Annotated in this window: 20 protein-coding genes and 2 pseudogenes; 6 read left to right on the top strand and 16 right to left on the bottom strand. The window is 59.2% G+C overall.

What is annotated here, in order from left to right; genetic code table 11:
- Positions 1-3: 3 nt before the first annotated feature.
- From tnpC to AB7M16_RS25465, 6 genes are all read right to left on the bottom strand, one after another.
- Positions 4-1,665 carry an IS66 family transposase gene (tnpC, locus tag AB7M16_RS25490; protein WP_453945387.1) on the bottom strand — a complete coding sequence of 554 codons (1,662 nt, stop codon included), beginning with the start codon at positions 1,663-1,665 and terminating at the stop codon, positions 4-6.
- A 45-nt stretch (positions 1,666-1,710) separates the two neighbouring features.
- A complete protein-coding gene (gene tnpB, locus AB7M16_RS25485) occupies positions 1,711-2,031 on the bottom strand; it encodes an IS66 family insertion sequence element accessory protein TnpB (RefSeq protein ID WP_370137884.1) in 321 nt (106 codons plus the stop codon).
- 23 nt (positions 2,032-2,054) lie between these two features.
- The gene (tnpA, locus tag AB7M16_RS25480) at positions 2,055-2,456 is read right to left on the bottom strand and encodes an IS66-like element accessory protein TnpA (RefSeq protein WP_074448291.1); all 402 of its coding nucleotides are present in this window, start codon (positions 2,454-2,456) and stop codon (positions 2,055-2,057) included.
- A 536-nt stretch (positions 2,457-2,992) separates the two neighbouring features.
- Positions 2,993-3,997 (bottom strand): pectinesterase family protein, encoded by a 1,005-nt coding sequence (locus AB7M16_RS25475; protein ID WP_124163921.1) that lies wholly within the window; start codon positions 3,995-3,997, stop codon positions 2,993-2,995.
- A gap of 251 nt (positions 3,998-4,248) precedes the next feature.
- Positions 4,249-5,547 (bottom strand): glycoside hydrolase family 28 protein, encoded by a 1,299-nt coding sequence (locus AB7M16_RS25470; RefSeq protein WP_124163920.1) that lies wholly within the window; start codon positions 5,545-5,547, stop codon positions 4,249-4,251.
- 1,287 nt (positions 5,548-6,834) lie between these two features.
- A complete protein-coding gene (locus AB7M16_RS25465; protein WP_225115078.1) occupies positions 6,835-7,038 on the bottom strand; it encodes a hypothetical protein in 204 nt (67 codons plus the stop codon).
- Positions 7,039-9,699: 2,661 nt separating this feature from the next.
- Between AB7M16_RS25465 and AB7M16_RS25460 the strand changes: the two genes are divergently transcribed.
- Complete coding sequence (locus AB7M16_RS25460) at positions 9,700-9,852, top strand: hypothetical protein (RefSeq protein ID WP_158626809.1); 153 nt, start codon at positions 9,700-9,702, stop codon at positions 9,850-9,852.
- 282 nt (positions 9,853-10,134) lie between these two features.
- On the opposite strand, the gene AB7M16_RS25455 is transcribed toward AB7M16_RS25460, so the two are convergent.
- The 3 genes and pseudogenes from AB7M16_RS25455 to AB7M16_RS25445 form a co-directional block, all read right to left on the bottom strand.
- Positions 10,135-10,410: a DUF4102 domain-containing protein gene (locus AB7M16_RS25455; protein WP_124163919.1), complete on the bottom strand. Its 276-nt coding sequence runs from the start codon at positions 10,408-10,410 to the stop codon at positions 10,135-10,137.
- 550 nt (positions 10,411-10,960) lie between these two features.
- Positions 10,961-11,167, bottom strand: coding sequence for a cold-shock protein (locus AB7M16_RS25450; RefSeq protein ID WP_036030656.1), 207 nt, complete (start codon positions 11,165-11,167; stop codon positions 10,961-10,963).
- Between the two features lie 778 nt (positions 11,168-11,945).
- A pseudogene (locus AB7M16_RS25445) lies at positions 11,946-12,143 on the bottom strand (response regulator transcription factor); the annotation flags it as partial.
- Positions 12,144-12,863: 720 nt separating this feature from the next.
- Between AB7M16_RS25445 and AB7M16_RS25440 the strand changes: the two are divergent.
- Positions 12,864-13,022: pseudogene (locus tag AB7M16_RS25440) on the top strand (phosphoenolpyruvate phosphomutase); the annotation flags it as partial.
- Between the two features lie 23 nt (positions 13,023-13,045).
- Here the strand turns inward: AB7M16_RS25440 and AB7M16_RS25435 are convergent.
- Together AB7M16_RS25435 and AB7M16_RS25430 are read right to left on the bottom strand one after the other, a co-directional pair.
- Complete coding sequence (locus AB7M16_RS25435; protein WP_370124240.1) at positions 13,046-13,249, bottom strand: hypothetical protein; 204 nt, start codon at positions 13,247-13,249, stop codon at positions 13,046-13,048.
- Positions 13,239-13,610 (bottom strand): Wadjet anti-phage system protein JetA family protein, encoded by a 372-nt coding sequence (locus AB7M16_RS25430; RefSeq protein ID WP_349629093.1) that lies wholly within the window; start codon positions 13,608-13,610, stop codon positions 13,239-13,241. The genes AB7M16_RS25435 and AB7M16_RS25430 overlap by 11 nt, the downstream gene beginning before the upstream one ends.
- Before the next feature lie 538 nt (positions 13,611-14,148).
- Here AB7M16_RS25430 and AB7M16_RS25425 point away from each other — a divergent pair.
- The 4 genes from AB7M16_RS25425 (at position 14,149) to AB7M16_RS25410 (ending at position 18,679) form a co-directional block, all read left to right on the top strand.
- Positions 14,149-14,499 carry a GSU2403 family nucleotidyltransferase fold protein gene (locus AB7M16_RS25425; RefSeq protein ID WP_124163918.1) on the top strand — a complete coding sequence of 117 codons (351 nt, stop codon included), beginning with the start codon at positions 14,149-14,151 and terminating at the stop codon, positions 14,497-14,499.
- Between the two features lie 56 nt (positions 14,500-14,555).
- The gene (locus tag AB7M16_RS25420; RefSeq protein WP_124163922.1) at positions 14,556-15,050 is read left to right on the top strand and encodes a GSU2403 family nucleotidyltransferase fold protein; all 495 of its coding nucleotides are present in this window, start codon (positions 14,556-14,558) and stop codon (positions 15,048-15,050) included.
- A 158-nt stretch (positions 15,051-15,208) separates the two neighbouring features.
- Positions 15,209-15,730, top strand: a complete 522-nt coding sequence (locus tag AB7M16_RS25415) for a hypothetical protein (protein WP_158626807.1) — start codon at positions 15,209-15,211, stop codon at positions 15,728-15,730.
- 759 nt (positions 15,731-16,489) lie between these two features.
- Positions 16,490-18,679, top strand: coding sequence for a hypothetical protein (locus tag AB7M16_RS25410; RefSeq protein WP_124163917.1), 2,190 nt, complete (start codon positions 16,490-16,492; stop codon positions 18,677-18,679).
- Between the two features lie 45 nt (positions 18,680-18,724).
- Here AB7M16_RS25410 and AB7M16_RS25405 read toward each other — a convergent pair whose 3' ends face one another.
- The 5 genes from AB7M16_RS25405 to AB7M16_RS25385 all read right to left on the bottom strand — a co-directional run bounded on the left by AB7M16_RS25405 (position 18,725) and on the right by AB7M16_RS25385 (position 26,176).
- Positions 18,725-19,855 carry an IS701 family transposase gene (locus tag AB7M16_RS25405; protein WP_409241684.1) on the bottom strand — a complete coding sequence of 377 codons (1,131 nt, stop codon included), beginning with the start codon at positions 19,853-19,855 and terminating at the stop codon, positions 18,725-18,727.
- 296 nt (positions 19,856-20,151) lie between these two features.
- Positions 20,152-21,441 carry a HipA domain-containing protein gene (locus tag AB7M16_RS25400; RefSeq protein ID WP_453945437.1) on the bottom strand — a complete coding sequence of 430 codons (1,290 nt, stop codon included), beginning with the start codon at positions 21,439-21,441 and terminating at the stop codon, positions 20,152-20,154.
- The gene (locus AB7M16_RS25395) at positions 21,416-21,790 is read right to left on the bottom strand and encodes a helix-turn-helix domain-containing protein (protein ID WP_124163915.1); all 375 of its coding nucleotides are present in this window, start codon (positions 21,788-21,790) and stop codon (positions 21,416-21,418) included. Before AB7M16_RS25395 ends, AB7M16_RS25400 begins: the two co-directional genes overlap by 26 nt.
- A 982-nt stretch (positions 21,791-22,772) precedes the next feature.
- On the bottom strand, positions 22,773-24,899 hold the full coding sequence (locus tag AB7M16_RS25390) for a prolyl oligopeptidase family serine peptidase (RefSeq protein WP_124163914.1): 2,127 nt from the start codon (positions 24,897-24,899) through the stop codon (positions 22,773-22,775).
- 1,031 nt (positions 24,900-25,930) lie between these two features.
- The gene (locus AB7M16_RS25385; protein WP_124163913.1) at positions 25,931-26,176 is read right to left on the bottom strand and encodes a hypothetical protein; all 246 of its coding nucleotides are present in this window, start codon (positions 26,174-26,176) and stop codon (positions 25,931-25,933) included.
- Positions 26,177-26,200: the final 24 nt, after the last annotated feature.

Genomic DNA, 26,200 nt, shown 5'->3' with positions numbered 1-26,200 from the left:
AGGTCAGGCGGCTTGCTGATCGGTGGGATTGGCTTGGCGCAGGAGCTTCCATTCCCAGGGCAGCAGTTCGTGCAGCCGCGACGTAGGAAGATCGGCGATCCGGGCGAGGACGTCGGCGAGCCAGGCCTTGGGATCGACGTCGTTGAGGCGACAGGTCGTGATCATCGTCAGCATGATGGCGGCCCGATCGGCACCGCGCTGGCTGCCAGCGAAGGTCCAGTTGCGCCGCCCCAAGGCGATGCCTCTCAACGCGCGTTCAGCGCAATTGTTGGTCAAGCAGACCCTGCCGTCGTCGAGGAAGCGGGCGAAGTCGTCCCAGCGCCTGAGCATGTAGTTCATGGGCTTCAGGACCTCGGAGGAGCTCGACAGGGTCTCCCGCTCGCGGAGCAGCCAGTCGTGCATGTCGTCGAGAAGCGGCTTGCTCTGTTCCTGGCGCACGGCGCGCCGGCCGTCGGCACTGCGGCCGTTGATGGCGCGCTCGATCTCGAACAGGGCGTCAAGACGCCTGACCGCTTCCAGCGCGATCGGGGAGACCGGTTTGCCTTTCTGTCCGTCCCGGGCGGCTTTCTCGATGTCAGCCAGTTCGAAGAAGCCCCGCCGCGCATGGGCCAGGCAAAATGCCGGCGTGATCGGCATCGCTTTCCTTTTTGGGTCGAACAACGGCTCGAAGCCGCTATAGCAATCCGCCTGCAGGATACCGCCGAAGACGGCCAGATGCTTCTGGGGATGTTCGCCCCTTCGGTCGCCCGAGGCGTAATAGACCGCCGCCGGCGGCGCAGGTCCGGCGAAGGGCCGATCATCCCGCACATACGTCCAGATCCGGCCGGTCGTGCACTTGCCCTTCGCCAGGATGCGGATGGTGGTGTCGTCGCCATGAAGGCGCTCGGCCGCAAGCACATGACGCTCGATCAGCTGGAACAGCGGCGTGACGGCGAAGGTCCCGTGACCGACCTGGTCGGCCAGCGTCGATAACGGCAGATCGATCCTCTCGGCCTTAAAGCGCACGCTCTGGCGGTTGAGCGGGATATGCATGCCGAACTTGTCGAACAGAATCGTCGCCAGCAATTGTGGGCCGATGAAGCCGCGCGGCGTCGCATGGAACGGTGCCGGCGGCTGGCTGATCTTCTCGCAATCGCGGCAGGTGAACTTCTCGCGTACCGTCTCGATGACCTTAAAGCGACGCGGAATCTCCTGCAGCGTCTTGGTCACATCCTCGCCGACCTTCGCCAACCGCGATCCACCGCAGCAGGCGCAGGTCCTTGGAGCCTCGATGACGACGCGCTCACGTTCGATGTCGTCCGGCCACGGCTTGCGCACCGGCCGCTTGCGCGTGAAGGCGCTCACGCTCTGGGTTTTTGCCGCGGCAGCCTGCGCAGCCAGCTCATTCTCGGTCGCCGTGGTGGCGAGTTCTTCGAGCTCCAATTCCAACTGCTCAAGTAGCCGCGCCGTGCGCTCGGAGCGCTGCCCGTGCAGTTCGCGTTTGAGCTTCTCGATCCGTAGCTCAAGATGAGCGATCAGCACTTCGCTGTCCGACAGCTCCGCCCGCGCGTTGGCGGCATCCGCGACCGCCACATCGCGTTCAGCCTGCAACGCCTCGCGCTCGGCCAGCAGCGCAAGGTAGGCGCTCGCGAGATCCGACGGAAGATCGCTCGGCTTCAATGTCATGAAGCCATTGAATCAGATCGAGCATCAGATTCAAACCCAAAACGATTATCCGACCCGCGTCGGACGCTGGGTTTCTTGCGGATTGCGCCAATCGATCCCGGACAGCAGGTAGCTCAACTGCGCCAGCGAGATCGTTACCGCTTCACCGGCAACCGATGGCCAGATAAACTTTTTTCTCTCGAGTTTTTTTGTGAACAAGCAGGCTCCCTGACCATCGTGCCAGATCACCTTCACAAGATCGCTGCGGCGACCGCGGAAGACAAACAAATGACCGCTGAGCGGTTCTTTGTGCAGCACCTCCTGCACTTGGAGGGCCAGCGATGGAAAGCCTCTGCGCATATCCGTGTAGCCTGTAGCCAGCCACACTCGCACATTCCCTGGTACAGAAATCATCGGCGTCCAAGCACATCGAGGACCCGCGCCAACGCCTCCGGATCGACGTGCGCATCCACCCGGATGCACCGTCGGTTGCCGAGATCGATCTCTATCAATCCAGTACGCGCGGCTGCCGCCGAGCGAACTCGGCCATCAACCGTAGGCAAAAGCTTCGGAGTTTCTTCAGCCGAGGCCGCTACGGCGGCGATCTGCACCGGCGTAAAAGATGGTGCAACTTGTTCCGATGTCCGTGCTTGTCGACGCCAGGTAAACACCAGGCTGGCCGCTACTCCGTTGCGCCGCGCAACCTCAGTTACCTTCGCGCCCGGTGCCAGCGTCTCCTCGACAATCCGTGCCTTGTCGTCCTGCGACCAACGCCGCCGCCGCTCGAGCCCGCCCAACACTTCGACCCGCATCGCCTGATGACCTTAAAGCTAGACCTAAGGTCACACGCTTCGCGAATTACCACCCGTCACGCAAGACGGTCCTCGTCGGAGCGGTACATGAAAAAGGCCATCGGCGCGTTTGGAAATGTTGCGCGGCACTTGACATGAGAAGGAGTCGATTGACGGTGTTATCTTGAATGCCGACGACCGGCGCCTGACGAGAAATTTAAGCCGACTTTGCCTTCATCTGAGCCTGAAGAATGACCTTCTGCGCTCGCTTGTGCATTCGATTAAATCGAGCTGAGATGTTGGCCTCACATTCGATTTACGCCCATTGGCGCCAATCTTCGACGGGTAGTTGGACAGGCTGCCAATAAGGGCGGGATAAGCGGATGATCGCATCCCGCCGCAAGCGATGGAGCGTCTTAACGAGCTCCTCTAAGCGTGGAGTGACAGCCGAAGCCCTGCCCCTCTCACGCCCCCGGCAGTTTGGTTGCTGGACACCACTCTCCATCATGTCCGCTCTCTCCGTCATTCATCCGAGGATCGCCGTCGTTCCCTCACCGTCAGCGTTGTTTTGTCTTCCATCGATATGGTTCCGCAGGCAGCCAATCTGTGGCACCCCCGAAGAACGCGGTCAGCGACCATCTCGCGGCTTCCCCATCTGTCAGTTGATGGGAGTAAGGTTCGCGGCCTGAGGGGTTAGCCCCGACCCCGAAGGATCTATATTCGGCATAATAGCTCGTCCTCAAGTTGTTGGTCTTGCCCCTATCCCATTCGCGCCAGCCCTCCGGAATGACCTGCGCATCTATCTTTGTCGACAGAAAGACCACTGTGGCATACGGCCGCCAGGGGCGGCCAAGCGCGATATCGCGCGCGGAAGGGTCGGCACTTAGAGTGCAATGATCAAAAACATAGCCGCTGTCCTCGTCCGGTACTGCCTTGCTCTGAGCGGTAAAGACGACCGCTTGATTGGCGATGCCGTGCAACTCACATTTCCGGAACCAGGCCTTGGCGTTGCCAAATACGAAATCGACATGCCCTTCGATGTAGCAGTTCGAGAAGTATTGACGTGACATTCTGCCGTTTGGACCCTTGCCGGCAAGCAGCGTGTCCTGGGCGCCGAGCAGGCGGACGCGCGTAACGACGTCCCTGTCTCCGGTAAGGGATAATGCAACCGCCTGCGAGGGTGGATTGGCCGGGTTGAGAGCGTAGTCGTTCTGGATGGTCAAATTCTCGAGCCGGAAGTCATCGCCAGTGGCATCCAGCGTCGCCGACCGGGCGGTTCCTCCTACATTGATCGCGCCATCGCCATACACAATGACGGTATTCTCCGGCTTGCTACCAGTGCCTGAGAGATGAACACCGGATTTGGAGATTTTGACCTTCTCACGATAGATACCCGGCGCGATCCGAACATCTCCGCCTTCCGCCGGCAATGCGTCGATGGCTTGCTGCACCGAGTGATAGTCGGCATTTACGGCATGCGACACGAACAGTGGCTGAGCGTATGCTGACGAGATGCAGAAACATCCCGTCAGAAGTGCAGCAGGGTGAACGAAAATACGCATGATCCTACACTTCGTTGAGTCAGCGGCACCTCGACGCAGTCGACAGAGCCTCTCTCGGCGGGATAGCCGCCGCGCATGGCCAACACATTTTTCGCGCCAAATCAGAACCTCCACGTCACCTTCGCATCCCTGGCCCTGCAAACCGTCAGACAATTGCAAACAAGTCCGGACATGAGGCCGACCTTCGTCAACACCAGTAATCTTGGTCCAGAGCTGAACTCACCACCCGAGTTCGGCGCCGGATGTAGTGCTTACCGATTGCTGTTGCGGAACGCCCTGGAACATACCTCCGAGCCGCGCAGCAGCGGTTTTGCAGCTTGTCCTGGCAGCGGCGGTGATACGTCCGAGTGATTTGCGGTGACGTTCGCATGTTCAACTTGCCAAGTGGCGGAATCGGAAAATCGGACATCTTCGAGTGTCAGGTCAAGTGCATGCTCCTCGTCTACGCCGCGCATCAGCAACACACCGGTGTCGCCATGCACATGACGGAGAACGATTCGCCGATAGACCGGAATTCTCGTGCCTTGTGCGCGCGGATCATATTTCGTATCAAAAGCTAGCGGCCACCGGTTGCCCCTCAGGCACACGTACTCATAAGTCACGCTCTCGACCAGACCGCCTCGGCTAACATCGCTCTTGATGCGCAGGCCGGACGTCGTACCATCCAGCGTCAGATTACGCACCAATATGTCTCTGGCCCCGGAATTCACCTCACTGCCGATCGACATGCCATGCCCCCAGCCGAAATAATTATCAATGATCGAGATATGGCTGCTTGAGCCATTGTCGCCGGCCTTGATTGCGACGTTGTCGTCACCCGTACGGATCAAGCTGCGGGTAATGGTCACATCCTGACTCGCGCCAAGATCGATGCCATCAGTGTTGCGCGCATCCGCCGGTGAATCGATTATGAGGCCCCAAAACGTGGCACCTTGGACCCGGTTCATCGCGACATGAAAGTTGGGAGCGTTGCGCAAGGTGACACCGGAGAAAGTGATGTCCTGCGCATGATCGATTTGGATCAAGCGCGGGGCGTTCTGGTTGCCGCCCTGGGCTTGAGCGCGGCGCGCTAGCTGCCACCAGGTTTCCGCGCCGCCGCCAATTATTGCGCCGCCCTGACCATCGATGATGCCTTCTCCGTAGATGCCACCGCCGCTGGTTCTGGAAAAGCTGATGAACGGCCGGCAACCGCCGCCCTTTTGCGCAATACGACCACATTGTCCGAGGCCCTTGTCGTAAGCAGCAGGTTCGGGGATGGCGATCAGCGTCGCCCCGCGTCCGACCCATAACGTCACACCCGATTTCATCTCGAGTGGGCCCGACCGGAACTCGCCACGCCCTAAATACACGGCGGCCCCGGAAGGACATTGGTCGATGGCATTTTGCAACGTGGTCGTATCTTGCTTACCAGACGGCACGAGGCGCTCGCACACCGTATGAGGTGCAACAGGCTCGGTGATAGTCCGGCGGTCTTGCGCTTTCGCGGCGGGGAAGACAACGATGGAGGTGAGTATGAACAATAGGGCCAAGTTGCGAAAACGCTTTGTCATCGACCTCCTCGTGCTTTGTCAGGCATCCACGCCCCATCGGTATCGAGCCGCTGGCTCAATCTAGCCGCCGCGCGCGTCACTGGCGCGCGCAAGATGACATTTATAGGACGCAGCAGAGACCGGACCGTGCACCTGCGCAGCAGCACTTTGCAGATGCGCAAAAAACACGAAGCGTCATGCGATGGTTCAAAATCCGACAGCTTCGTCAATGGTCGGCCTTCTCGCGCCAATCAAGCGGGTCGCCGGATTCGGCCTTTTTGCATCTAGAAAGTCGTCGGCGCCCAGTGCTTACTGTTGATATCGATTTCGATAAGCCGCGCTTCAGCCTCACTGGGAGCAATTGGTGTACGCCCAGTACCCGCCGAAGCCGCGGCACTCACGCGCGCCTGACCCCGACTGCTGCTACTGAACCTCCGCGCTGTTCTTGAAGCGTCTGGAAGGCTATACCTGCGTGCTTGTTCTCCTTGAACACCGTGTTGGCGAGCTGGTTTAGTGTACTGTCACCACTGGCCTGGAGCGACTGGCCGCCCTCACCGGGGAAATCCGCCCCCTTAAAGCATCTGAAGATACTTCTCAGCCGTAGATTGGTGAGAGTTTCCGACGAGTACTTGGACTGCTCACCATCTCGTGAATGTAATGATCCGCGCGCTAGACATTCGACGGCGGATTGCGACCGCGGCATCGAGGCAAGGCCTGCCACACGCGCTGTATCCAGCTGCGGCTCAAAGGCATCTTCTTTCGCCAGTTTCGGCTGCTGATCGTTTAGTCCGGCGTGCTGTACCGATGGTGGAGGGGCAGCACTGGATAGTCGAAATTGTGCGAGTGCACGCCCGCCTCCCGTCCAGGATCGATGGGTTTATCCGTATTCGGAGAAGCTTTCGAAAAGCTGACGAGGCTACGGCCGGGAAGATGGATAAAACGACCGAACTGGCCCTGAGTAAGGGGGACAGCTCTTGACGTTCAATCCAGACATGTGCGTGAGCAGCCCTCCAGATAGGAGGCTCTAGTCAACACCGCAGGGAGACGTCCCGCATGTGGTGTTACTCCGCGCCCCATCCGCCGGCCCAACGCACCGCGATCACCAAAACGCCCGGCATAACGGCAGGCCGCCAGTTCGCGCGCCCCGGTCCGTAAAAATGATGCCTCCCAAGCCGGTCGGTATTCTCGCCGTTAACGTGGGTTACGGCAGTTTTAATGGTCTCATGATCGCCTGGAAAACGCCACGGCGGCTTTCTAGCCAACAGGATCATCGATGCTTCGCGGTTCGCGCGGTAGCGCGTCACGTATTCAATTGTTTGCCGCAGAGTTGCGGTGGCGTTCATCGATCGGCAATGAGATCGCTCGACCCTCAAGCCTCCGCTCCAAATCCGCCAATCCTGCTTTACATTCGGCGACGACCGATTGGGCACGAAGCAGCTTGACCTTGAGCTCGTCCTTCTGCCTGACTATGTTCTCAGCATCCCAATCGTCCTGCAACAGCTCATTTACCATGTGTGACCACCGATGCAAGGCCGGCGCTTAGCTCCAAGAACCCAGGCTTGGCATCTCGCCAATACGGGCGCTTGAGCCAGGGGTTAAAGGTGGCGCAAACGATCGTCCAGAAGCGTAACGTCTTAACCCCGGTGTGCGCCATCTTGTTGAGGACCGCCATTGGTCGCGAGCCCGTTGCAGGACAGTCGGATTCTGGCCGGCAAAGCAAACGGCAATCCGAAGGTAGCAGAGTTCGCAACGCTGGCACGCGTTTCGGAAAGTGCATCAGGAGACGTCTGCCATCGATGAAGTGGGCACGTTTCATTTGAATACCTGGATCGCGTTCTGAAGGAATATCATGGCCAAATTGGTGCTGTCACACATTCAAGCAACCGGCATGCCAATGCCCTCGTGCATTTTCATAGACAGACTCATGTAGGTTTTTTCGCGCCATCTGGCTGCCGGCTCCTATTTGTCGCGACTGAAACAACCGTTATCTTGAGCAAGACAGCGAAACCGCAACCACGAGCCTGTAGCAGCGCTCGCTCCGGCAGCCGATGTCGGCCAGAGTGCTCCCACCATCTTTGCGCAGGACGTTGTGGCGTGAGCCACAGTGGCGAGCGTCAACGCCAGACTGACGGTGCTGTGCGGCTGATCGGCAGTCGATCCCCAATGCAGAAGGGCGTTGGGGCTCCTCGCAATCTGATGCCACGGCTGTTCACGATACTGACCTCACGCTTAAATTCCGGAGCCGCGTTTGGCCCAGCCTGGTCGAAGATCAGTTCGTGGCCCGCTTGCATCCTACGTCGCGATGCTAGGCAGCTGCTCGGAACGGACTGTCTCACCTTCAGTCAGCATGGGCATCTTGGATGGCGTGGGAGATTGAACGGTCGAGCCTAAAGTGAGTCAAGCACTCGGGTCCGAATACGCCAAGCTCAAGCCGATCGGGAGCCCGGACAATGTTCGAATGTCACCAGCGTTTTCGGTTTCACTCTTCATCGCGCGTTTTCGCTTGCTTGCCCGATGAGAGGCTCAAAACCTCCGAAATCTCCCGCAATTGATACTCGCGAGCAAGGTAGAGCTGCTCATTGCGGGAGCGAGACCGCCGTCCGAAGATCCATGTCTCGCGGAATAAGTCGCGCAGCCCAACCGTCCGTCAAAGAACAGATCGCGATTTTTTTGTCGCCGAGTTCTTCACTAACGAAGAACTGAGGGAGGCAACTCTAACCAACCGCGAACCCGGAAGCGGAATCCATAATCCTTTATCCGCGGCTTAGCGAATGGATCCAAACCGAGCGGGACAGTTGGTGGGATCAGCAGCCGAGGAAAACCGAAGAGAGAGCAATCGCACGATGATCACTGGGGCGAGACCGCCCATCGTGGCTGCCTGCCGTTCTTCCATGGGACGATCAGCAAGCGAGAATAACGCACGCGTTCGGGTCCATTTGGAAATGGCCTACCTAAGCTGGGAGTGTCGCGTCTTTCTGACGAACTGTATGAATTTAGAAGTTAACCGGAGTCAGCCAGATGGCACCTCGCCAGATCACGCGCATCACAAAGCATCGCGAAGACAGCCATCGGCGTATTCAAGTCAGCCGCGCGCCGCTTCCACTGAATAGACGCAATCTAGCGCACGTATTGAGCTATGGAGACTGCCTTGTTTTCTACAAAGGAAGCGCCGGTGAGATCATGGCCTTCGTGGGCGTTTCGGTGCTGTCACGCCAACCGCTGACCTGCCCTACTCTCCGAATTAACTGAACCTTAAGCTTGCAGAGTGATCCGCTCAAAACGCGCGGCCCTGAGAGCGGGCCGCGAGTTAGGCCACGTAGCCGTGTAGCTTTCGAGCAGTCCGCACCCGTTTGTTCCGGCGGCATTCGCACACAATCAACAGCACGACCGCTTGGGGGTCCGTCAGGCTAATCCGGACCGCACAGAAATTCAACGAGAGCGAGCGGCATGGTAACAACGCTTTCTCCATCGGGCTCATTCACCAACATACTCAGCCACGCCAGGCTCCAAGCGCCCACAGGCAAGCGACCGTGATTGCGGTGAAAACGAGTACAGCGCCAATTGCTAGCACAATCTCCATCGTCGGCTTCCTTCATTGCGCGGACCACCCACCAGACGTTGTATGTGAAGGAATTCCTCCGCAAATCGACTATCTGGACACCATTGTCTGTCACTCTCACGGAGAAGGAGGTGAGGTGCAATAATCAGGACCGCTGTAGACTCCTGGGCACTTGGGCCTCAGTAGCCAATGCGACTCCGTACCGAAGTGATATATACTCGGTAGCGCACCGGCGATGTGGCATTCACTTTCGAAGTCGTAACCGTTTGTTATGCTCCCGGTTACGCGGACTCTGATTCTATTGTACCTGCGGCCTTCATGTTCGTACACGCTGAGGACTTCGCGCATGAGCGAACGCGATCGCCGCTGAAGCCGCTCGAATACGTTGCTCCATGTTGCCTCGCGAGCAGTAACGGGGCGGACCCGAAATGGTCTCGAACCATATCAGGCCCGCCCCAGCATCACAGCCCCTGCAAGACCGGTGACGCTCACTGCACCCAAGCAAGCACCGTGCCTTTCTTCCAAAAGGCTGCTGTACCTCGCTTGGGGCTGTGTATACTTGTGAAGTGTGTCCTATTTTGTTCTGTCTCCATGTCCATTAGGATGCAAAATGTTTGCAAGCCGACATTCGCACATCAACCTTGAACTCAAGCGCAGGTAAGCTCGCCATCGCACAGGAAGGCGATCGCATCGCTCCGGAAGTAGCGCTGACGCTTGCAGTCTACAACCCTGCCGATCCCAAGCATCGATGGGAATTGCTATTCTGAGTATCGCCGACACTAAGCTGTGCATCGACAACAAAAGCCGCGCACGAAAAATGGCAATCCTACTTGGCTCTACCAGTTCAAAGGGTCAGTTGTTCAGCAGTGGAATTTTGTACCCCTAACGGACCTTAGGGTTGCAGAGTGACTGCCTCAAGAGGGGCGACGATTCGCGGCGCGCATAAACCGAATTCCGCTGATTACTCGCAAGGTAGCGTATGGTACGATCATGCTGCAGGCGCAAATCCGTGTCGTAACGCAAAGCACGAAAATGAGTTCATGGGCGCCTTAGCCCCTCATCATTCTCGATGTCTCTCCGCCCTCCTTGGCGCTTGCGTTATCGATCGGCTTCCTCAAATCGAGCAGCATGTTTTTGACCCAGGTCATTGACGTTTCATTTTCCCCAACGGGAGTACCGAGAGCGGCAAAGCCGCGGCGGCGTGCTTCAGCAAGTTTCAAGTCAGAATAGTGACCCAGCCGAACTTTGGTGCGGTTGTTTGACAACGACCAGGCTTTTCGCCTCTTGCGGACGCGCAAGGCAAAGGCCGGCGTCTTCCGGTCCATATACAAACCGGGCTTCAGTGACTGAACGAGAGATCTGTGAGTCCAAGAATTGGCACGATCTGGCACGCCTCTCACGTGGAAAGAAGGAGCAGAGCGTGGACAATCCTCCGCGTCGAGCCTGACGGCTTTGATGGAGGTCCAGGACGAGTTCGTGCCTCAGGCGGCGCATGAGAGGCAATAAATTCCGGACCATCTTCAGTAGGCAGTTCAGGCAGAGCAGACGCGCCAGACTCTGCGGCAGAGCACGGTGCGGCGCTATGCTGACGCGCCTTTCTAGCTCGGCTCTCGTGATGAAACAATCACCGCACTCGAACCACAATCTCTACCAGCCCGCATCGAGAACTATTTGTCGCGGGACTGACGGCTCTGCGCCAACAGCGCTTCACCGGTGTCGCAATCCCAATGCCTGGACGGCGTACGCCTCGGCTATGTTGCTTCAGCTGAGAAGGGGAGTGGTCACGTCAGCAAGACCTCACCACTACCTGACAACTATCCTCATCAACCCGAGACAGAGACCCCGCTCTCGTCCGAGGCGTCATCCGTCTTTCGATCAGCCAACCCGGAGATCTTCAGCTGAGATCTTGCCCGTACGCCCGGCCTTGGGCTGATAACTTACGCGGGCCCCCTCTTCGAGAGTGGTGTAACCGGCCTTTTCCACGGCACTGACGTGCACGAAGACATCGGGGCCTCCATCCTCGGGCCTGATGAATCCATAACCCTTGGTCGGATTGAACCACTTCACAATACCCATTGCCACGTCGGCACCTCCATAGTGAACCGTTGTGATCTAGCGAAGAGTCTTCCGGCCATCAAGAGCAGCGGCAAAAAACATCGCGGCATGGATGCGAAGGTCTCGTCTCATTTTTCTGTCGGATCGCCTAGCTGTCGCCCAATATGCAAACGATAGAAAGCCCCTGACGCGACCGCACTTCGCTTCCATTCCTGTGGATCCGGATGGCGATTTGACCTTCGCTTCAGTTGCCGCGGCGAACGGTTCACAAGAGAGTTGCACGCATCGAACACGCCCCAATAATCCAAAAACACGACGTCTGCATTGATGGTCCGCGAAGTATCGGTCACTAAGCCAGCAACGTTTCGTGAGGAATCACCCGAACTTGGTTAAGCGCGCAGAGTCATGGTTCGTCCAACTTCTACCAGCAGCGTGTTTTGGAAATGCGTCTGCCGACCATCATTGCCGACTTAGGGTGCGGCCCGCGCCGTCCGAGCCGCGTTTGGGTGATCACCATTTCAGCACGTCAGCCGCTATGATCACTAAGATTTCCGCTTCCGACACATATCGAACCGCTACGCCGGTAAGGGGAGGACGGACATTGGAATTCGACCGACCGTCCAGCTTTCAAGAGTGTGATGCGCGTGCGCCGTTAGCTTGATTACCTTGTCCACGTTGCGCCTCACCGTCGCAATCAGCGATGACATGGAAGCACGCACTGTTCATAGTATCAGCACCTCTATCATCGCTGTACACTTGCCACGCGACGTCCTTGTATTCGCCACAGCGCCACCGAAACCGCGGCTTAAAGAAGACCCAAACGCCGCGCCTTGACGACGCACTGCGTCCGGCTGGTCGTTTCCAACTTTCGCATCGCATTCTTGACATGAAAGTTGACGGTGTTCAGGCTCACTTTCAGGATCACTCCGATAGCCCAGGATGACTTCCCTTCCTCGACCCATCGCAAACACTGTCTTTCCCGTTCCGACAGCACAACCTCTTGCCTATCCGCCATGAATTTCTCCTGTAGTCCAGAGAACAGGAAAGCATCAGCAAATGCCATACCACTCAGTGGCGCCAGCAAACTGTCGGCGAGGCAGGACAAGTTGTTCGGCGATTGCCGCTCCATTCGCACGAGGCTGCCATCCTGCTGTAGCCCTATCGACGGGCTTTCGACATTGTCGTCAATCCGACGGCAGCATTACGACATCCGTGGCTGTCGATATTTTCGTCTAAATCTATGTGAGCCGGATATCACCCTTTCCCTAAGCACTCCTCCCCCGAAGGAGTGTGGGAATTCTCTCTCGAGGCGTAGCACGGGCTCGCGAACCCAGGTCATTCATTTTGCATCCAAAGCCCTTCTTTCCAGCCTTAGGCGCGATGTCAATCAACCTATAGCGAAAGCTTTGCGTTCGGCGCGCCTCCTATGGCGATCATGCAAGCCTTTGCGGTCCCAATAAACTACCAATGCTGTTCATTGAGCGGCATCACGCCGAAAAAATATGAGCAGCGACGTTGGTGGCAATCTAGGTCGGCTTACAGGATCTATGCATGCAGCATCAAGCTAGAGGCGTTCGGTCCACCGCAGGTCAACGACGCGCGCGGCCCTCGCCTGTGGAAATGCTTCGTGCCCAGGACTGCTCGAATGATAAGCTCTCGTTTTGATGGAAGCCCATGATGGCCTTTCCGCCACAATCGCCCAGCGCTCAGGATTTAAGGGGCTCTGGGCTCTGGTCGGTCGATTGCCAGCTCGCTGAGCTATCGTGATGCCAATGAAGCTTCATGGAGCCAGCTCGTCCAGAGCGTCGAACGTATGGTGGACTCGACAGAGCTAGCTGTGCTCGTTGACGGGGATGGCAGCTTCGGCAGTTTCAACAATGCTCGCCTCCTCGCACGCAAGCTTCGTCAGGCTGGCGCGGCGCGCGTCTCGCTTGAGGACAGCTGCTTCCCGAAGCTGAACTCGCTCATTGGTGAGCGGCCTCCGCTCGCCTGGATGAATTCTGCGGTCGTCTGCAGGCTGTAAAAGATGCAGTCGTCGAGAATCTTGTTCTCGTGGCCAGGATCGCGGCGCTGATTGCCGGGCACGGATTGAACGAAGTCATGCTCCATTCGATTGGCGCCTTGTGGTGCCTGCCGTCCCGCAGTAGGGCATCCAGGCGTCGCACCAGGTCGCCGGCCCGGCCGACGAGTCCCTGCCCGATCCGCTCGGCGTACTAAGGGTGCTGCGGACCCGGGCTTCGAGCTGCTTGCGGAAGGCCTCGATCCTGTCGAACATCTCCCCGATCTGATCGAAGATGCTTTCGATGGCCAGCAGGTCGTCGGCAGCGGCCATTCGACCGTCCTCGATGTCGGCTGCCATGCTGGAAGCTGTGTACTCCTCGGCAAGGACCTGCATGGTTTCCGGGGTGTAGCTCCGCGCGAGATCGACGATGGCGTCGCGGAAGCGGTACGGATGGTTAACGGTGAGGATGGACTCGAAATCCTTCAGCAGGACTCGACTAACTCCTCGAAAAAGGCTGCCAGCCGGGTAGCGACTGTTTTCGACTCCATGACGGTCCGTCGGACGCGCTTCAGGTCGGCCAGAATGGCCCGCAGGCGCTTAGTGAACTGGTCGGCCTGATTGCGCGTCTCGCGTACGGCGAGCGCGGGCTTCGCGCTGCTTGCGGTCGGTGATCTCGGGCCTCAGTTTTTCGACGGCCTCCGTTGAGGCGGATTTGCACGATCAAGCCGCCGAATCGCTCGAGAGATGTTATTGCGGCTCGCGAGCCGCTCCGGAAAACCAGACCTTTCTCAAAACAGAAGCGAGCCGCCGCGAATACTATTGCTAGAAGACCTACGCGCCCTCGGTGGCGAGGGACCGACGAAGACGACCCTCAATATGTCTGTCCGACCGATGATCCCGAGATTGCCAACGCGCGGAAGCTTTCCAGCGCACCAAGATTGGCTATAGCGCGCGACGCGAGCTGGCAGCGAAGTTGAGGCGGGCCGGCTACCCTGCTCCTCCCCACATGGAAGGTGTCGTCGTCAACGAACTCGCACGCGCGGGACTTTTCCGGATTCGCGCCACGCTCGTCGGTTCGATGGCCTATCGGACATACAGTGGCGTAGTCGGCCTCAAGCTGCCCGACGAGCTCGTGACGACCGAGGATATGGACATCGCGAAATTTTACGGCATCTCGATCTGGATCGATGAAAGCATGCCCGACATCGAAGAGATCCTGAAAAAGGTGGATCCGACATCTGCGCCCTCATTCTCCCCCGATGAAACCAAGCTGTTCAGCGGTTTTGCCAATGCCACCGGCTCAAGGTCGAATTCCTTACACCAAACCGTGGCGACGAGGACTACTCCTCCAGACTGACGCAGATGTCATTGGGGCCGTCCGTAGGAGCGCAGGTGTTGCGGCTCCTAGACTAACTGATCCATGAGCCCATCCGCCCTCTTGTCTTGCACGACGCCGGCGTGCCGGTCCTTGTACCGGCCCCGGAGCGCTATGCCGTCCACAAACTGATCATCGCGACCAAAAGGAATGTGTTCTTTGCGGATAAGTCAAAAAAAGAGATCAACCAAGCTGGCGCGCTCATTCAAGCATTCAATGCCGTCAAACGTAGTAGCGACTTAGGCTTTGCGTGGATGGAAGGGTGGGAACGCGGAGCCAGATGGCGACGACGGCTTGGTGTTGGCGCCCTGCGTCTTTCGGATGACACTTTCAAGACGCTCGAAGGGCGTCGCCGAAGCGGCCAAACTCGACGGCAAGCCTGCAGAGGAGTACGGGCTTACGGGAGGCAAGGAAGGTCTTCTGGCGCGCGTTTCAATTGCGAATCCGACGGCGTCGCCAACGCCGTGATGCCAATTCGACATGTCGACGAGGCTCTCTCGCCCATCATGGGCGACGGCCCCCGGAAGCCTTGAGCGCAGATGTGCAGCCACGTTTTCCGGCGGTGAGGCGGCTCGGGTTTGTCGCCACATGCGTCTGTTCCTAGCATTAGGTGAGCGCGCCGTGCGTCCGCGGTCTGGTGAGCTCGCCGCCAGAGCGACCATGCGAGAACACGGTCGATTGAGATGCGCCGTTGAGCGAGCTTGATAGCGATGCGACGGGTTTCCTTGGTCGACCAGCGACGCCGCGCACGATCGAAGATGCCCGGATCGAGGCAGTAATCGTCCGCACCCTTGAGACGAAACCGCCCAACGCCACTCACTGGAGCTCGCGCAGCATGGCGAGGGCCAGTGGACTGTCGGTCTCGACGGTACAGCGGATATGGCGCACCTTCGGCCTGCAGCCACATCGGTTGGAGACCTACAAGCTTTCAAACCATCCTGACTTCGTCGCCAAGGTTCGCGACGTCGTCGGCTTCTACGTAGTCCCGCCCGAGCGAGCCATCGTGCTGTGTGTCGGCGAAAAGCCGCAGATGTTGGCGCTGGATCGGAGCCAACCCTCGTTCCGCATGCGACCTGGTCAGGTGGAACACCACAGTCACGACTACAAGCGCCATGGCACGACATCGCTATTTGCCGCTCTCGACATCGCAACCGGCCGGGTCATCGGCAAGTGTTACGGGCACCACGGGCCACAGAATTCCGCAAGTTTCTGATGAGATCGAAGTCGCCGTGCCGGATGATCTGGACGTTCATCTCGTCAAGGACAATTAGGCAACCCATAAGACGCCGCTGATCCGTAACTGGCTGGCCAAAAGACCGGGCTGGCAAGTCCATCTGACGCCAACCAGCTCATCCTGGCTCAATCAGGTCGAACGTTTCGTTGCCCTCATCACCGAGCGCAAAACCAGGCGCGGCATCTACCGCAGCGTGGCGGAGCTACGTACTGAGATCGCGTCCTTCATCGAACAGCACAACGCCGACCCCAGCCCATTCCGATGGACCAAATCAGCTGACGACATTCTCAGCTCCATCGAACGCTTCTGCCTACACTGTGTCAGCCAAGGCCTTAAAGGCCATGAACTTCTGGTTTAGGACACTAGATTATGCGCGATGTCCCGCGTACGGATTTTCGCCCGAAACGTCCGCGCACCTATTGCTGCGCCGATCGCGGGCAATTTCCAGAGGAAAATGAACTCCCAATGCAAGGCTGTCGAGTGGCGGTGTGCTGCCCCCGGCGCGCTCGCGAAAATTTCGCGCTTCAGGCTGCGGTCATGTACCGCAGGTGATGATCCCGCAGCTGAGGCGGTTATCCCGGCATCGCTGTCTTCAGCAGCACAGCAGCTGCGATGGAAGTGGACCCAAGGCGACATGGGCTTGTGCATCGGGAAAAACGCTCTTGGTCAGCTACTCGTCAGCGAAGCGGTTTAGCCAGGAAGGCTGCGCATTCTCGACTCTTCTATCGGAGATAAAATATGACGGGCATCGGCCGAGCTGGCAAATCGTACGTTGGAGCTGCAGGAGCCGACAGCACTGGGGTATCGAGCAGTTCGAGCCTGGAGTTCGGCCTCGTCCCTGGGGAACGCAGTCAATCTTTCGAGGCCGTCGTGGAGCGGATGCGCTCCGGGCCTCAAGATAGAACCGCGCCGCTCGTGAACCGGCAACCAACTTCGGATGTGGCGGCGCCAACACGAGATGAGGTTAAGGCAGCAAAGCGAGCGTTGGACTGCCTGCTTGAGGACCTTAATACTTGTCGTAGGGCAGCCACGGGCGGCCGGACCTTGTCCGAGAGGCAAGAGCTGATCGATCAAGTCGTCAAAGCAGGCTTAGCAGTTCTGGACTACTACGCTGCTCTGCCCCCAGGTTTGGCGCGGCGCATTCTGCCCGACCATCGGGCTCGCCAGCTCCGCGATGAGACGCTGGGCGCGGCCGACGAATGTAACGCCGTGGCTGCTGCGATTTTCGATGACCTGGAGAAGAGCAGACATAAAGCAGCAGCCCTGCTCGGCAGGATCATCCGCACCGCTTCGCCTGACCAGCTGAACCGCGTGCTTTCAGGCGTGGAGCCCTACTATGAGCACTGCATGGAGTGGTGGAGAAAGAGGGCATTGCGCTCGGAGCGGATGCAGTCCGTCTGCGCGGCTACTGCCGACCTACCAAGCAGCACGCCCGAGTTGCGGAAGTCCGAAGAGGCCGCGCTACGACTGCATACCGGCTATGCACTCAACACGAAGTACAAGTATCTGGAATCGCAGATCACTCTCGCGCAGCTCTCCCTAGCGAGCAGGTTGGGACCAGCCGTCAGAGACGCCCTTATCGATGGAGACGGGCGAGTGCGTCTGCTCGGGACCTTCATCGAGGATGTTGTTCCGGCATTCGCCTCGACGGCCGAGGCCGTGATGAACCGCAACGGAGCGCCGCTTGACGCTGAGCACCGCGACGTTCTGGAAGGAGTCATGGAGCGGCTTTCGGAATTTGCATCAGGAGTGAGCGGCATGGTTGCCAGCCTGACGGACGCCGGAGCGGGAGCCGATGTTCCGTTAGAATTGCTGGACCAGATAGTGGAAGGTGCGTGGCTTACAGCGGACGAAGTCATGCGGCTGCTGGCACTTCAGCCAAAGACACCCGCCACGATTGAACCGCCGGCTTGGGCTGTGCTGCCGGAACATACTGCCGGGGTGGCCGAAGGCACTGCAGCGCGCAGGAAGGGCAAAGGCAGGCGCGCAGCGGCCGCAGGCGAGGGGAGTTCGACAGCTGGGGGCGCTGAGCCGCAGCTCGCCGGGTCCGACGCTGGCACGGGCTCAACACGCAAGGTTATCGTACTCTCGGATTTGGGTACAAAGAAACTCACGAGCGCGGAGGAGGCCCGCGCGCGGGCGTCATCGTCGGCGAGCGGAAACCTGACGATGTGGCAGGCTCCGCCCTCCAGAGAAGCGCTGACGGGACTGCTCAAGCGATTGGACGAACTTTTGCAGTTCGATCTGCCCGCTCAGCAAAGCGCCGTCTCGCAAGCGCGTCAGATGAAACCCGAGGACGCCGACCACGTCCTAAATATCGTCGTCGAGCGCCTCCACCGACAGGCCGCCGAGATCGAAGCCTGTGTAGCCGCGTTGGAGGAGCCTCGTCGAAGTGGCTTGCTCACGCCCGCGCAAGTGCCCGAAGTGCACGACAAGATAGTCCGGCTCAAGACGATGTATTCCGAGGTGCAGGGACAGGCAAACTCATTGAAGAGGCAAAGAGCCGCGATCATGATCGATTGCATGAAGAGCTACGGCTTTCCCTCGCAGAAATACCTTGAAGCGTTGCGGGCGGCCGGGGAGTTGGAGCCTCCGGATCCTCCGCGCGCGTTGAGCGGCGATCCGGGGACGCTGTTCGAGATTAAGCTGCGGCCCAAGGCACTGCGCAACGGTGCGACGGCGAATCCGATGTGGGTGCACATCCATACGAAGCGGCCGGTACATGCGTGGCATTTGGCGACGGCGGCTGACGCCGAATTCGCCGCTTGCCATGTGAAATCCAATGAACAGCGCGGCTACAATCGGCACTGGCAGAGCGCGCGAGCCGCGATGGGGCACGAAAACGTCGTGATCCACCGCGGCAAGCTCACGCCTGCATTCTGTAGGTCCTTGTTGAACAACGCAGTTGGCACGTCCGACGTCAGATAATTTGAGACTGATTAGGCTTTTCGCGAAGAGAGGCTCTGGGCTCATCTAAGTTAGCATTACAGTTTCATTTTTCGTCCGAGGTGAGCGCGGCGAGCGTCGGCCTGGTGAGCTCGCCGCCAGAGCGACCATGCGAGAACACGGTCGATCGAGATGCGCCGTTGAGCGAGCTTGATAGCGATGCGACGGATTTCCTGGATCGACCAGCGGATCAGGAACGATGTTTGGTGCGCCGGCGTCGCGTTTTTTGAGCGCTGGCTCAGCATTGGCCCGATGACGGATGACGGCCATCAAGGCGAAGGCCAGCATGACGAGTGAGACATGGCGATGCCAGCCATGCCAGGAGCGGCTTTCGTTGTGATCAAGGCCGAGCTCGTTCTTGGCGGTTTCGAAGCTGTCCTCGATGGGCGAGCGATGGCCTTCTACCGACACCAGCTTCTGCATGGAGGTGCCCTCGGGGCACCAACTGGAGAAGAAGGCCAAGCTGCCGTCGGCGATGTTGCGGCGGATCAGAAGACCCCGCGTCCATTCCCCGGCAAGGTCGTCGTTGTATTCACTGACGTCGAGATCGGCCCAACTCGAGATAGGCCCTGTCGTGCCAGCGCGGACCTTTGGTCCCTCCGCCTGACGGCGGCGCCAGGCGTTCTTGGGAAGGTTCTGCGCGATCGCGGAGGCGGTGCCGGCGACAGGCTGCGGCTTGCCCCAGGAACGGAACACGTGATTGGAAGCAACACTCAGAACATAGCCTTTGCCCGCCTCGCGCAGCAGGGTTTCGATCTCGCCCGTGCCATACACGCTGTCCGCCGCCACGAACGAGAACGGCGCCCTTGCGGCGATTGCACGAGCGATCATTCGACGCGCGATCTTGGGCTGGGTCGCAAAGCCCACATCGCTCGGTACATGCGGTGCCTTCAGGCGAGCGGGGGCGTCCGTCCATTCCTTCGGCCGGTAGAGCGTGCGATCGATGAAGGCATGGCCATGCCGCGACACATAGGAGGCGAACACTCCGATCTGGCAATTGGTGATCTTGCCCGCCGAGCCAGTGTACTGGCGTGCGACGCCGCACGACGCCTTGCCCTGTTTTAAAAACCCGGTCTCATCGATAGCCAGAACCGCGTCCTCATCGGCAAACGTTTCCAGCGCGTACTCACGCAACAATGTCGCGCAGCGTGTCGGCATCCCACTGCCCCCGACCCCAGGATCGCCTGCTGGCGCCACGGGCCTGGATCGCCGGCCGCTTCAGCCCGCATCCAACCCGTCTTGCGCGGCTCGTTACCCAACAGTCCGTCGAGAAACCGTCACGCCGAGGCCGCCACCCGCTCCTGCGTAAACAGCGGACGGATGCGTTGCCTGGCATCTCGCAACGAGGAAGCCCGCAGCGTCAGCGTATCTTCAACCGACGCACCACCAATGACCAGATCCCGTATCATGGTCACCCATGGATTCAGAACTCACCGAAAATAGCAACTGTAATACTAGGACGATAGGGCTGCTGCGCCTTTCGGCGCTGGCTCCGTTTGCTTCAGGCGATCTAGGTAGCCGCGTGCGCGCGAAATCACCGCCTCGACGACCGTGTCCAGGACGGGATCGCCGCGGGCAGGCATGGCTTCGACTTCGGCCTTGGCCACCATTGCGTGGTGCGTCACGGCCTGAGCAATCTCGGAGACGCGACGGATCGTCTGTGTTGGAGAGAGCTTGCAGTCGATGGCGAAGCGCTCCCAGTGGTTTCGTCCAAGCTGATCAGCCTGCTTCTGCCCGCCGATCTTCTGCGCCATGTTGCGTGTGATCTTCGGATATGGCGCCGCACAGATGATGTCGTAGCCTGGCGCCATGGCGGCGCCGCGCGCCGATAGCATCAGCGAGTAATTTTTGGCATGGGAATCCGTGTTCCACACCATTGGATTGAAGATGGCAAGGTCGACGAAGCGAGCGGTCTCCTGTGCTGTCATGTGGCGCTGGGTCACGCCGACCATGTCGGCCAATGATGGTCCTTTTAGGCCTCTATCGTTGTTCTGGTACTTGGCAGCTGGCGGTCGGCCCAGGGCTTGGCAGAAGTCCTCCTGATGCAGCCGCCGCCACCTCTTGCCGTCATGACGGCGGTCATAGCGCTCAACCAGCAGGTAGCTACGTTCGCCTGCCGTCCCGGTCGTCACCTTCGGCGTCGGGATTCCGATCATGCGCGCGAGCGTCAGGCAGAATGCCTCGTTCTGGACGGCGCCAGGCAAGCGCTCGCCATCGGGCTTGATGATGTGGGTCGATGGCGCGCCGTCGATCGGTATGTACAGGGTGTCGCCATCCAGAGCGACGGCGAGCTTCGTCTGCACACCGGCAAGCGACATCGACACGCCATCTTCGCCGACGAGGAAGGGCTTGTGGGGTAGCTCATTGAGGATGCGCTCGAGCGCGGCCTTGTCGGGGATCTCTCGCCATTTTCCGGCGATCAGCCCGGTGCCCGGCTGTCCGACGGAGAGCGCGCCGGCGGTGTCGCGGCCCATCTCGGCAAGAAGGCCGATGACATCGGCCGGCGACTTGCCGAGCATATGACCTACGATCCCGAGAGTTGCGTTCTCCGGCAGCAGATTTGCCGCCCATGACAGAATTGCCGAGGCATCGTGCGACGCCCGCGAGAGCGGCATGGTGAGCGACAGAGGGAAGGCGCCGGTCAGCCCGCGCCAGGATTCGGCATAGGTGAAGCCTGACGCTTCGTCGGCGGTCGTGATCCAGCCGACCTCTCGCGTCTCAAAGTAGACGGGAAGACGGTCCATGAGGCTCCTCCTCGTCGCTGTCGGGAATGTCCGGTGTCTCGGAAGTGTTCGCGCGGCGGGCTTGGGCATCCTTGAGAACATCCTCGATGCGCAGCCCGAGCACGTTTGCCACGTGCAGGCTGCGCCCGAGCTGACACGTGCTTTTTCCGGCCTCGAGGTCAACGATGAAGCGCTTTCCTGTCCCGCCCACCATGGCCAGCTCGTCCTGCCGGAGGCCCTGGCGTTTGCGTTCTGCCTGGATGAGGCGACCGAATGCTGCAGCGAACTCGGCGGCTTGGCGCGCGACACCGGTCTCGCCAGGAGCGTCGTTTCCGCCTGAGAGGGGAGTGCCCTTTGGACGCGTGTTCATAGCTCTCTCGTCGTAAAGTTACCGAACGGGAACTTTAGGAGCTGAAACGGTGGGTGTCCAGCGAAAAGTTACCGAGCGGGAGTTTTTCGCTCAGTTCCATGGTTGAGAGGCAAAAAGTTACCGAACGGGAACTTTAACCCCAAGCCGGGGGTGGGGCGACCCAGAAAGTTACCGATCGGGAATTCTGCTGCCAATACCAACTCTGTTCTTTGAAAATCGATGACGACCCGAGGGAATCCCCGCTCATCCCGTCCAGCGAAACATGGTCCTTGGCGTCCCCTCGATGTGGCGACCTCCTCACGTTCGGCGAATGAGGTAGCGTCCTAATAGAGGTTCTGACGATCGCGATAAATGTGTCGGGGTCATACCGCCCGCTCGTGCAGTTGGCAGATTGTGCAACCCTGCGCGAACGCTTTCTCACCGCGGAAAGACAATCATTTCAGACCCATCAATAATCGCTGTCGATTTGGATCTATGCTGCGTGAGAACGATAGCACTTTACCTGAGTTAAGTGCCGCGCGCGCTTCGCAGCCGGGGCGGCAGCCAAGGCGACTGCTGCGTCACGCTGTGCGTCGATTGGATCTGCCGTTCCTGCGTCGCCGCGGCCTCTGACGGCGACTGCGCGGAGGAATAAGCAATTGGTCGCATCCGTGACCGCTTGCGTAGCGACTTCGCCGTACGAGAAATAGATGGTTGCTCAGGGAGCTCAATGCAGGCATGGCGCGGATTGACTATCCTCAAGGAATCCCATCTAGCAACTTACTTCCAGCTCGTCATGTTGTGCTTGGGACGCCAGGAAATCCGCTCGACAGCGGTCGAGGCTGTTCAGACCGGTAATTTGCGCATCTGACGAGCTTCATCGAGTCCGCCCACCCTCATCAGCTCTCTCGCCTTGCGTTCCATGAATTCAGCTGAGCAAACTGAGGAGTTGAGATAACCATGGTCTCTAGTCTATCGGCTTCGATCAGCCCGTCCGCCGAACTTACTCAGAACAAAGCCGCCTCGATGCATAGGTGTATTCAAGGGCGAGTTGACGCGCATCTTCCATGAGATTGGCCGCGGCGCTATGTCCGCCGTCGATGTTCTCGTAATAGAAGTAAGGCTGGCCCAGCGCGGCGAGCTTCGCGGCAGCTTTGCGGCCGTGCGCTGGATGCGTGCGGTCGTCCTTGGTGGAGGTAAGAATTAAGGGAGCGGGATAGGTCTTGCCCGCCACCAGCTTCTGGTATGGCGAGTAGCCTTCGATCCACGCACGCTGCTCGGCAATGGCGGGGTCACCGTACTCGCCGATCCAGGAGGCGCCCGCGCCCAGCTTGGTGTATCGAAGCATGTCGAATAGCGGCACCTCGATGATCGCCGCGTTGAAGAGCTCGGGACGCTGGGTGATCGCGGCGCCAACGAGCAGGCCGCCCTGGCTGCCGCCAATCGCGCCCAGCTGGCGCGGACTAGTGATCTTCCGACGGATCAGGTCCTCGGCAACGGCAATGAAATCATCCCATGTCGTCTGCTTCGTTGCCGCCTGGGCCGCTTGGTGCCATTGTGGACCAAACTCACCGCCCCCGCGCAGGTTCGCAACGACATAGGCATTGCCCTGTTCGAGCCATAGCCGCCCCATCGATCCCAGATCAGAGGGCAGTTGCGACTCCTTGAAACCGCCATAGCCATGGAGAAGTGTCGGGATCGTGCCGTCAAACCTTGCGTTTTTGGGCCGCACCAGAAAATAGGGAACTGACGTGCCATCACGCGAAATGGCCTCGAGCTGCTCCACCACATGGTTCGACGCATCGAAGGCAGAGGGTGCCTTCTTCAATTCCTCCAAGCTTTTGCGTTCGGCATAAAAAGACCAAACTGAGGTTGGTCTGAGATAGCTCGAGACGGTGAATATGACCCGGTCGGCTTCATCGTAAGTGGCTGACAGGCTGACATTTGTATCTTCCGGCAGCGGGATCGGTGTCGCCGACCAAGCTCCCTGATCGTACTTGTAGAGGAACGCTTTACTCTGAACGTTCTCAAGGATCGTCAGAATCAAAAAGTTCCTTGTGTGAGTGAACTCGCTCAGTGCCTGCCGGGGCCCAGGCTGAAAGACGAGCGATGGTCTGGCGCGCAACGGATCCTGTTTCCATTCATCGAGGTCATACGAGATCATCGAGCCGGCCGTGAAGCGGATGCCCTCGGACGGTATCCAGTCCTCATCAAGTTTCACAAGCAGGCGGCCGCACGCGAGCGTGGCGATCTCGGCCTTCTTCGGCAGATTGAGCTTGATGGGCCCATCGGGGCGGAAGACCACATACTCGGACTCGAAAGTGCTGATTGCGCGGGCGGCGCCGGTCGCATGAATATGACCCTCGCTGTCACGAAGCACGAAGGGGGACGCCCCAACGTCGGTGGGCTCGCCCCGAAAGATCTCGCGAGCCTCACTGAGCGGCTGAGCACGTTTGAGCTCCTTCACCACAAAAGCGTAGCCGGCTTGCGTCAAAGTCCCCTCGCCCCAGTCCCGTGCAACAAGGAGGGTGTCACCATCGACCCAGCTGACGTCCTGCTTGCCCTCGGGCAGATGAAAGCCGTCCGCGACGAAGGTCTTGGCGGCGCGATCGAACTCTCGTATGGACACGGCATCCTTTCCGCCATCGGAAAGACTAATCAGGCAACGGCGCTCTTCAGGCGGAAGGCAGCTGCGACCTTGAAAGACCCAATTTCTGTTTTCGGCGGCAGCTAAGGCGTCCACGTCGAGAATGGTTTCCCACTTTGGGTGTTGGCTACGATCGCTCTCACGCGTGGTGCGCCGCCAGACGCCGCGCACCTGATTCTCGTCTCGCCAGAACTGCTCCAAACCGCCCCCTTCGAATGGAACATCTGCGATCCGATCTTTGGCCTGCAGGATGGAGAGCGCCTGTTCGTAGAAGCGCCGATAGCGAGGATCTGACTGAAGCACCCCGAGCGTCTTCTCGTTCTCGCCGCGAGCCCAAGCCAACGCGCCTGGCCCTTCCATCTCCTCAAGCCAAAGGAATGGGTCGTCAGTCACCGCCGCATCCGTTCGCTCCTTTGAAAGCGCCGTGGACGTGGCGCTAGCAATCGAAGGCAACACCGCGGACAAGAGTGGTGGCGTGTTCATGGACTTTTTCTCGATAAGATCGGCGGGCCACGCTGGCCGGCCCTGGCGCGTCAGGCAGACGCGGCGGAAACCGTGCAAGCGCATGACATAGCGCGGCTTGCGCTATGTCATGCGCCGCTTACTGCAAGCTGCGTGCCGGCTAAGGAGTCGCAAGTTTCAGCCGTTCGGGGGCTGCACGGCCATGTTCCGTTGCCGCCATTGGTTGCCAAGCGGACATCACAGCCTGTCGGCGGACAGCCTGTGAGACAGCGCCAGCTTTTTTCGATCTTCAGTGGCAAGACTGGGACGCAGCGATGCTGCTTACCTCCGCATGCGAGGTTCTCCTGGTTGGCGTCACCGGGCAGACTTGTCGACGGGCATCATCAGGACAACGATCAGCGCATTGATCAGCAGCCAGATCGACATCATGCCAAGGTGGTATGCATGGCGATCTCGACACCTCGGCTGCAAGCATTGCCTAGTTGGAGGAGCTTTTTCCTTGCGCAACATGCGAAGTCACACCGATAACTCGGTTCGTTAACTGATTGCCGGGAGAATTGCGCTCGAGACAAGGAGAGTAAAAATGCCCAAGAGGCCTACGCTGCAACACCTCTTGGCGGTTCAAGGCTCGTGCAACCCTCGCTGCGAACTGTTCCGTGACGGTGCTGTTGCGGCCTAGAGCAAGCGCCGCTTTCCGCCGCGGAGCGATCAACGGGCACCAGCGCGCCGACTGGCGCCGCCCCCCCTCGCATCAGCGTCGTTTAGGCATAGAACATGAATTGATTGTATCGCCCCCATTCTGGTGATGGACCACTCATATGATGCCTTGATTTCCTAGGCCTGCGCCGTGCGCAAGAACCGCGTCAGCGCCAAAGACCTGGATTGCTCCTCTGTCCTGCTACAGAAGTCTGTCATCCACCGTGCTATGCTTTTCGTTCGGTCAGTCCTCTCGGGCACCGAGCTCTTGTCCGCGATGACCATGGCGTGAAGCTGTCGCCGCTGGCAGATCCCAGAGTATGTCCTGTGTATGGTTCAGTGGGGCCACTAAAGCGTCAAAGGCCGACATCACGGCTCCATAGGGCAGCCTCCTTCAACGCGGCATCAGCGGGATCGATCTCGTTATAGGCGGTCAGCGCCGAGGCATAATCTTGATACAAGGGGATTTGAGCCTCGTTGGTCCAGCCCATACCGAGATGATGGACTCGGGCTCCTGGTTGACCATCGAGACGGTCCTCCACCTCGCCCGACCCAACAGCATCGGAAGGACCTGCACTTCGCTTAAGAGAATCTTTCTTCAAGCTGTCCCGGCCCGCAACCTTGGC

The sequence above is a fragment of the Bradyrhizobium sp. USDA 372 genome (genome assembly GCF_053629095.1).
The sequence above is the reverse complement of the archived record's forward strand: the minus strand, read 5'-3'. Positions and strand labels throughout refer to the sequence as shown.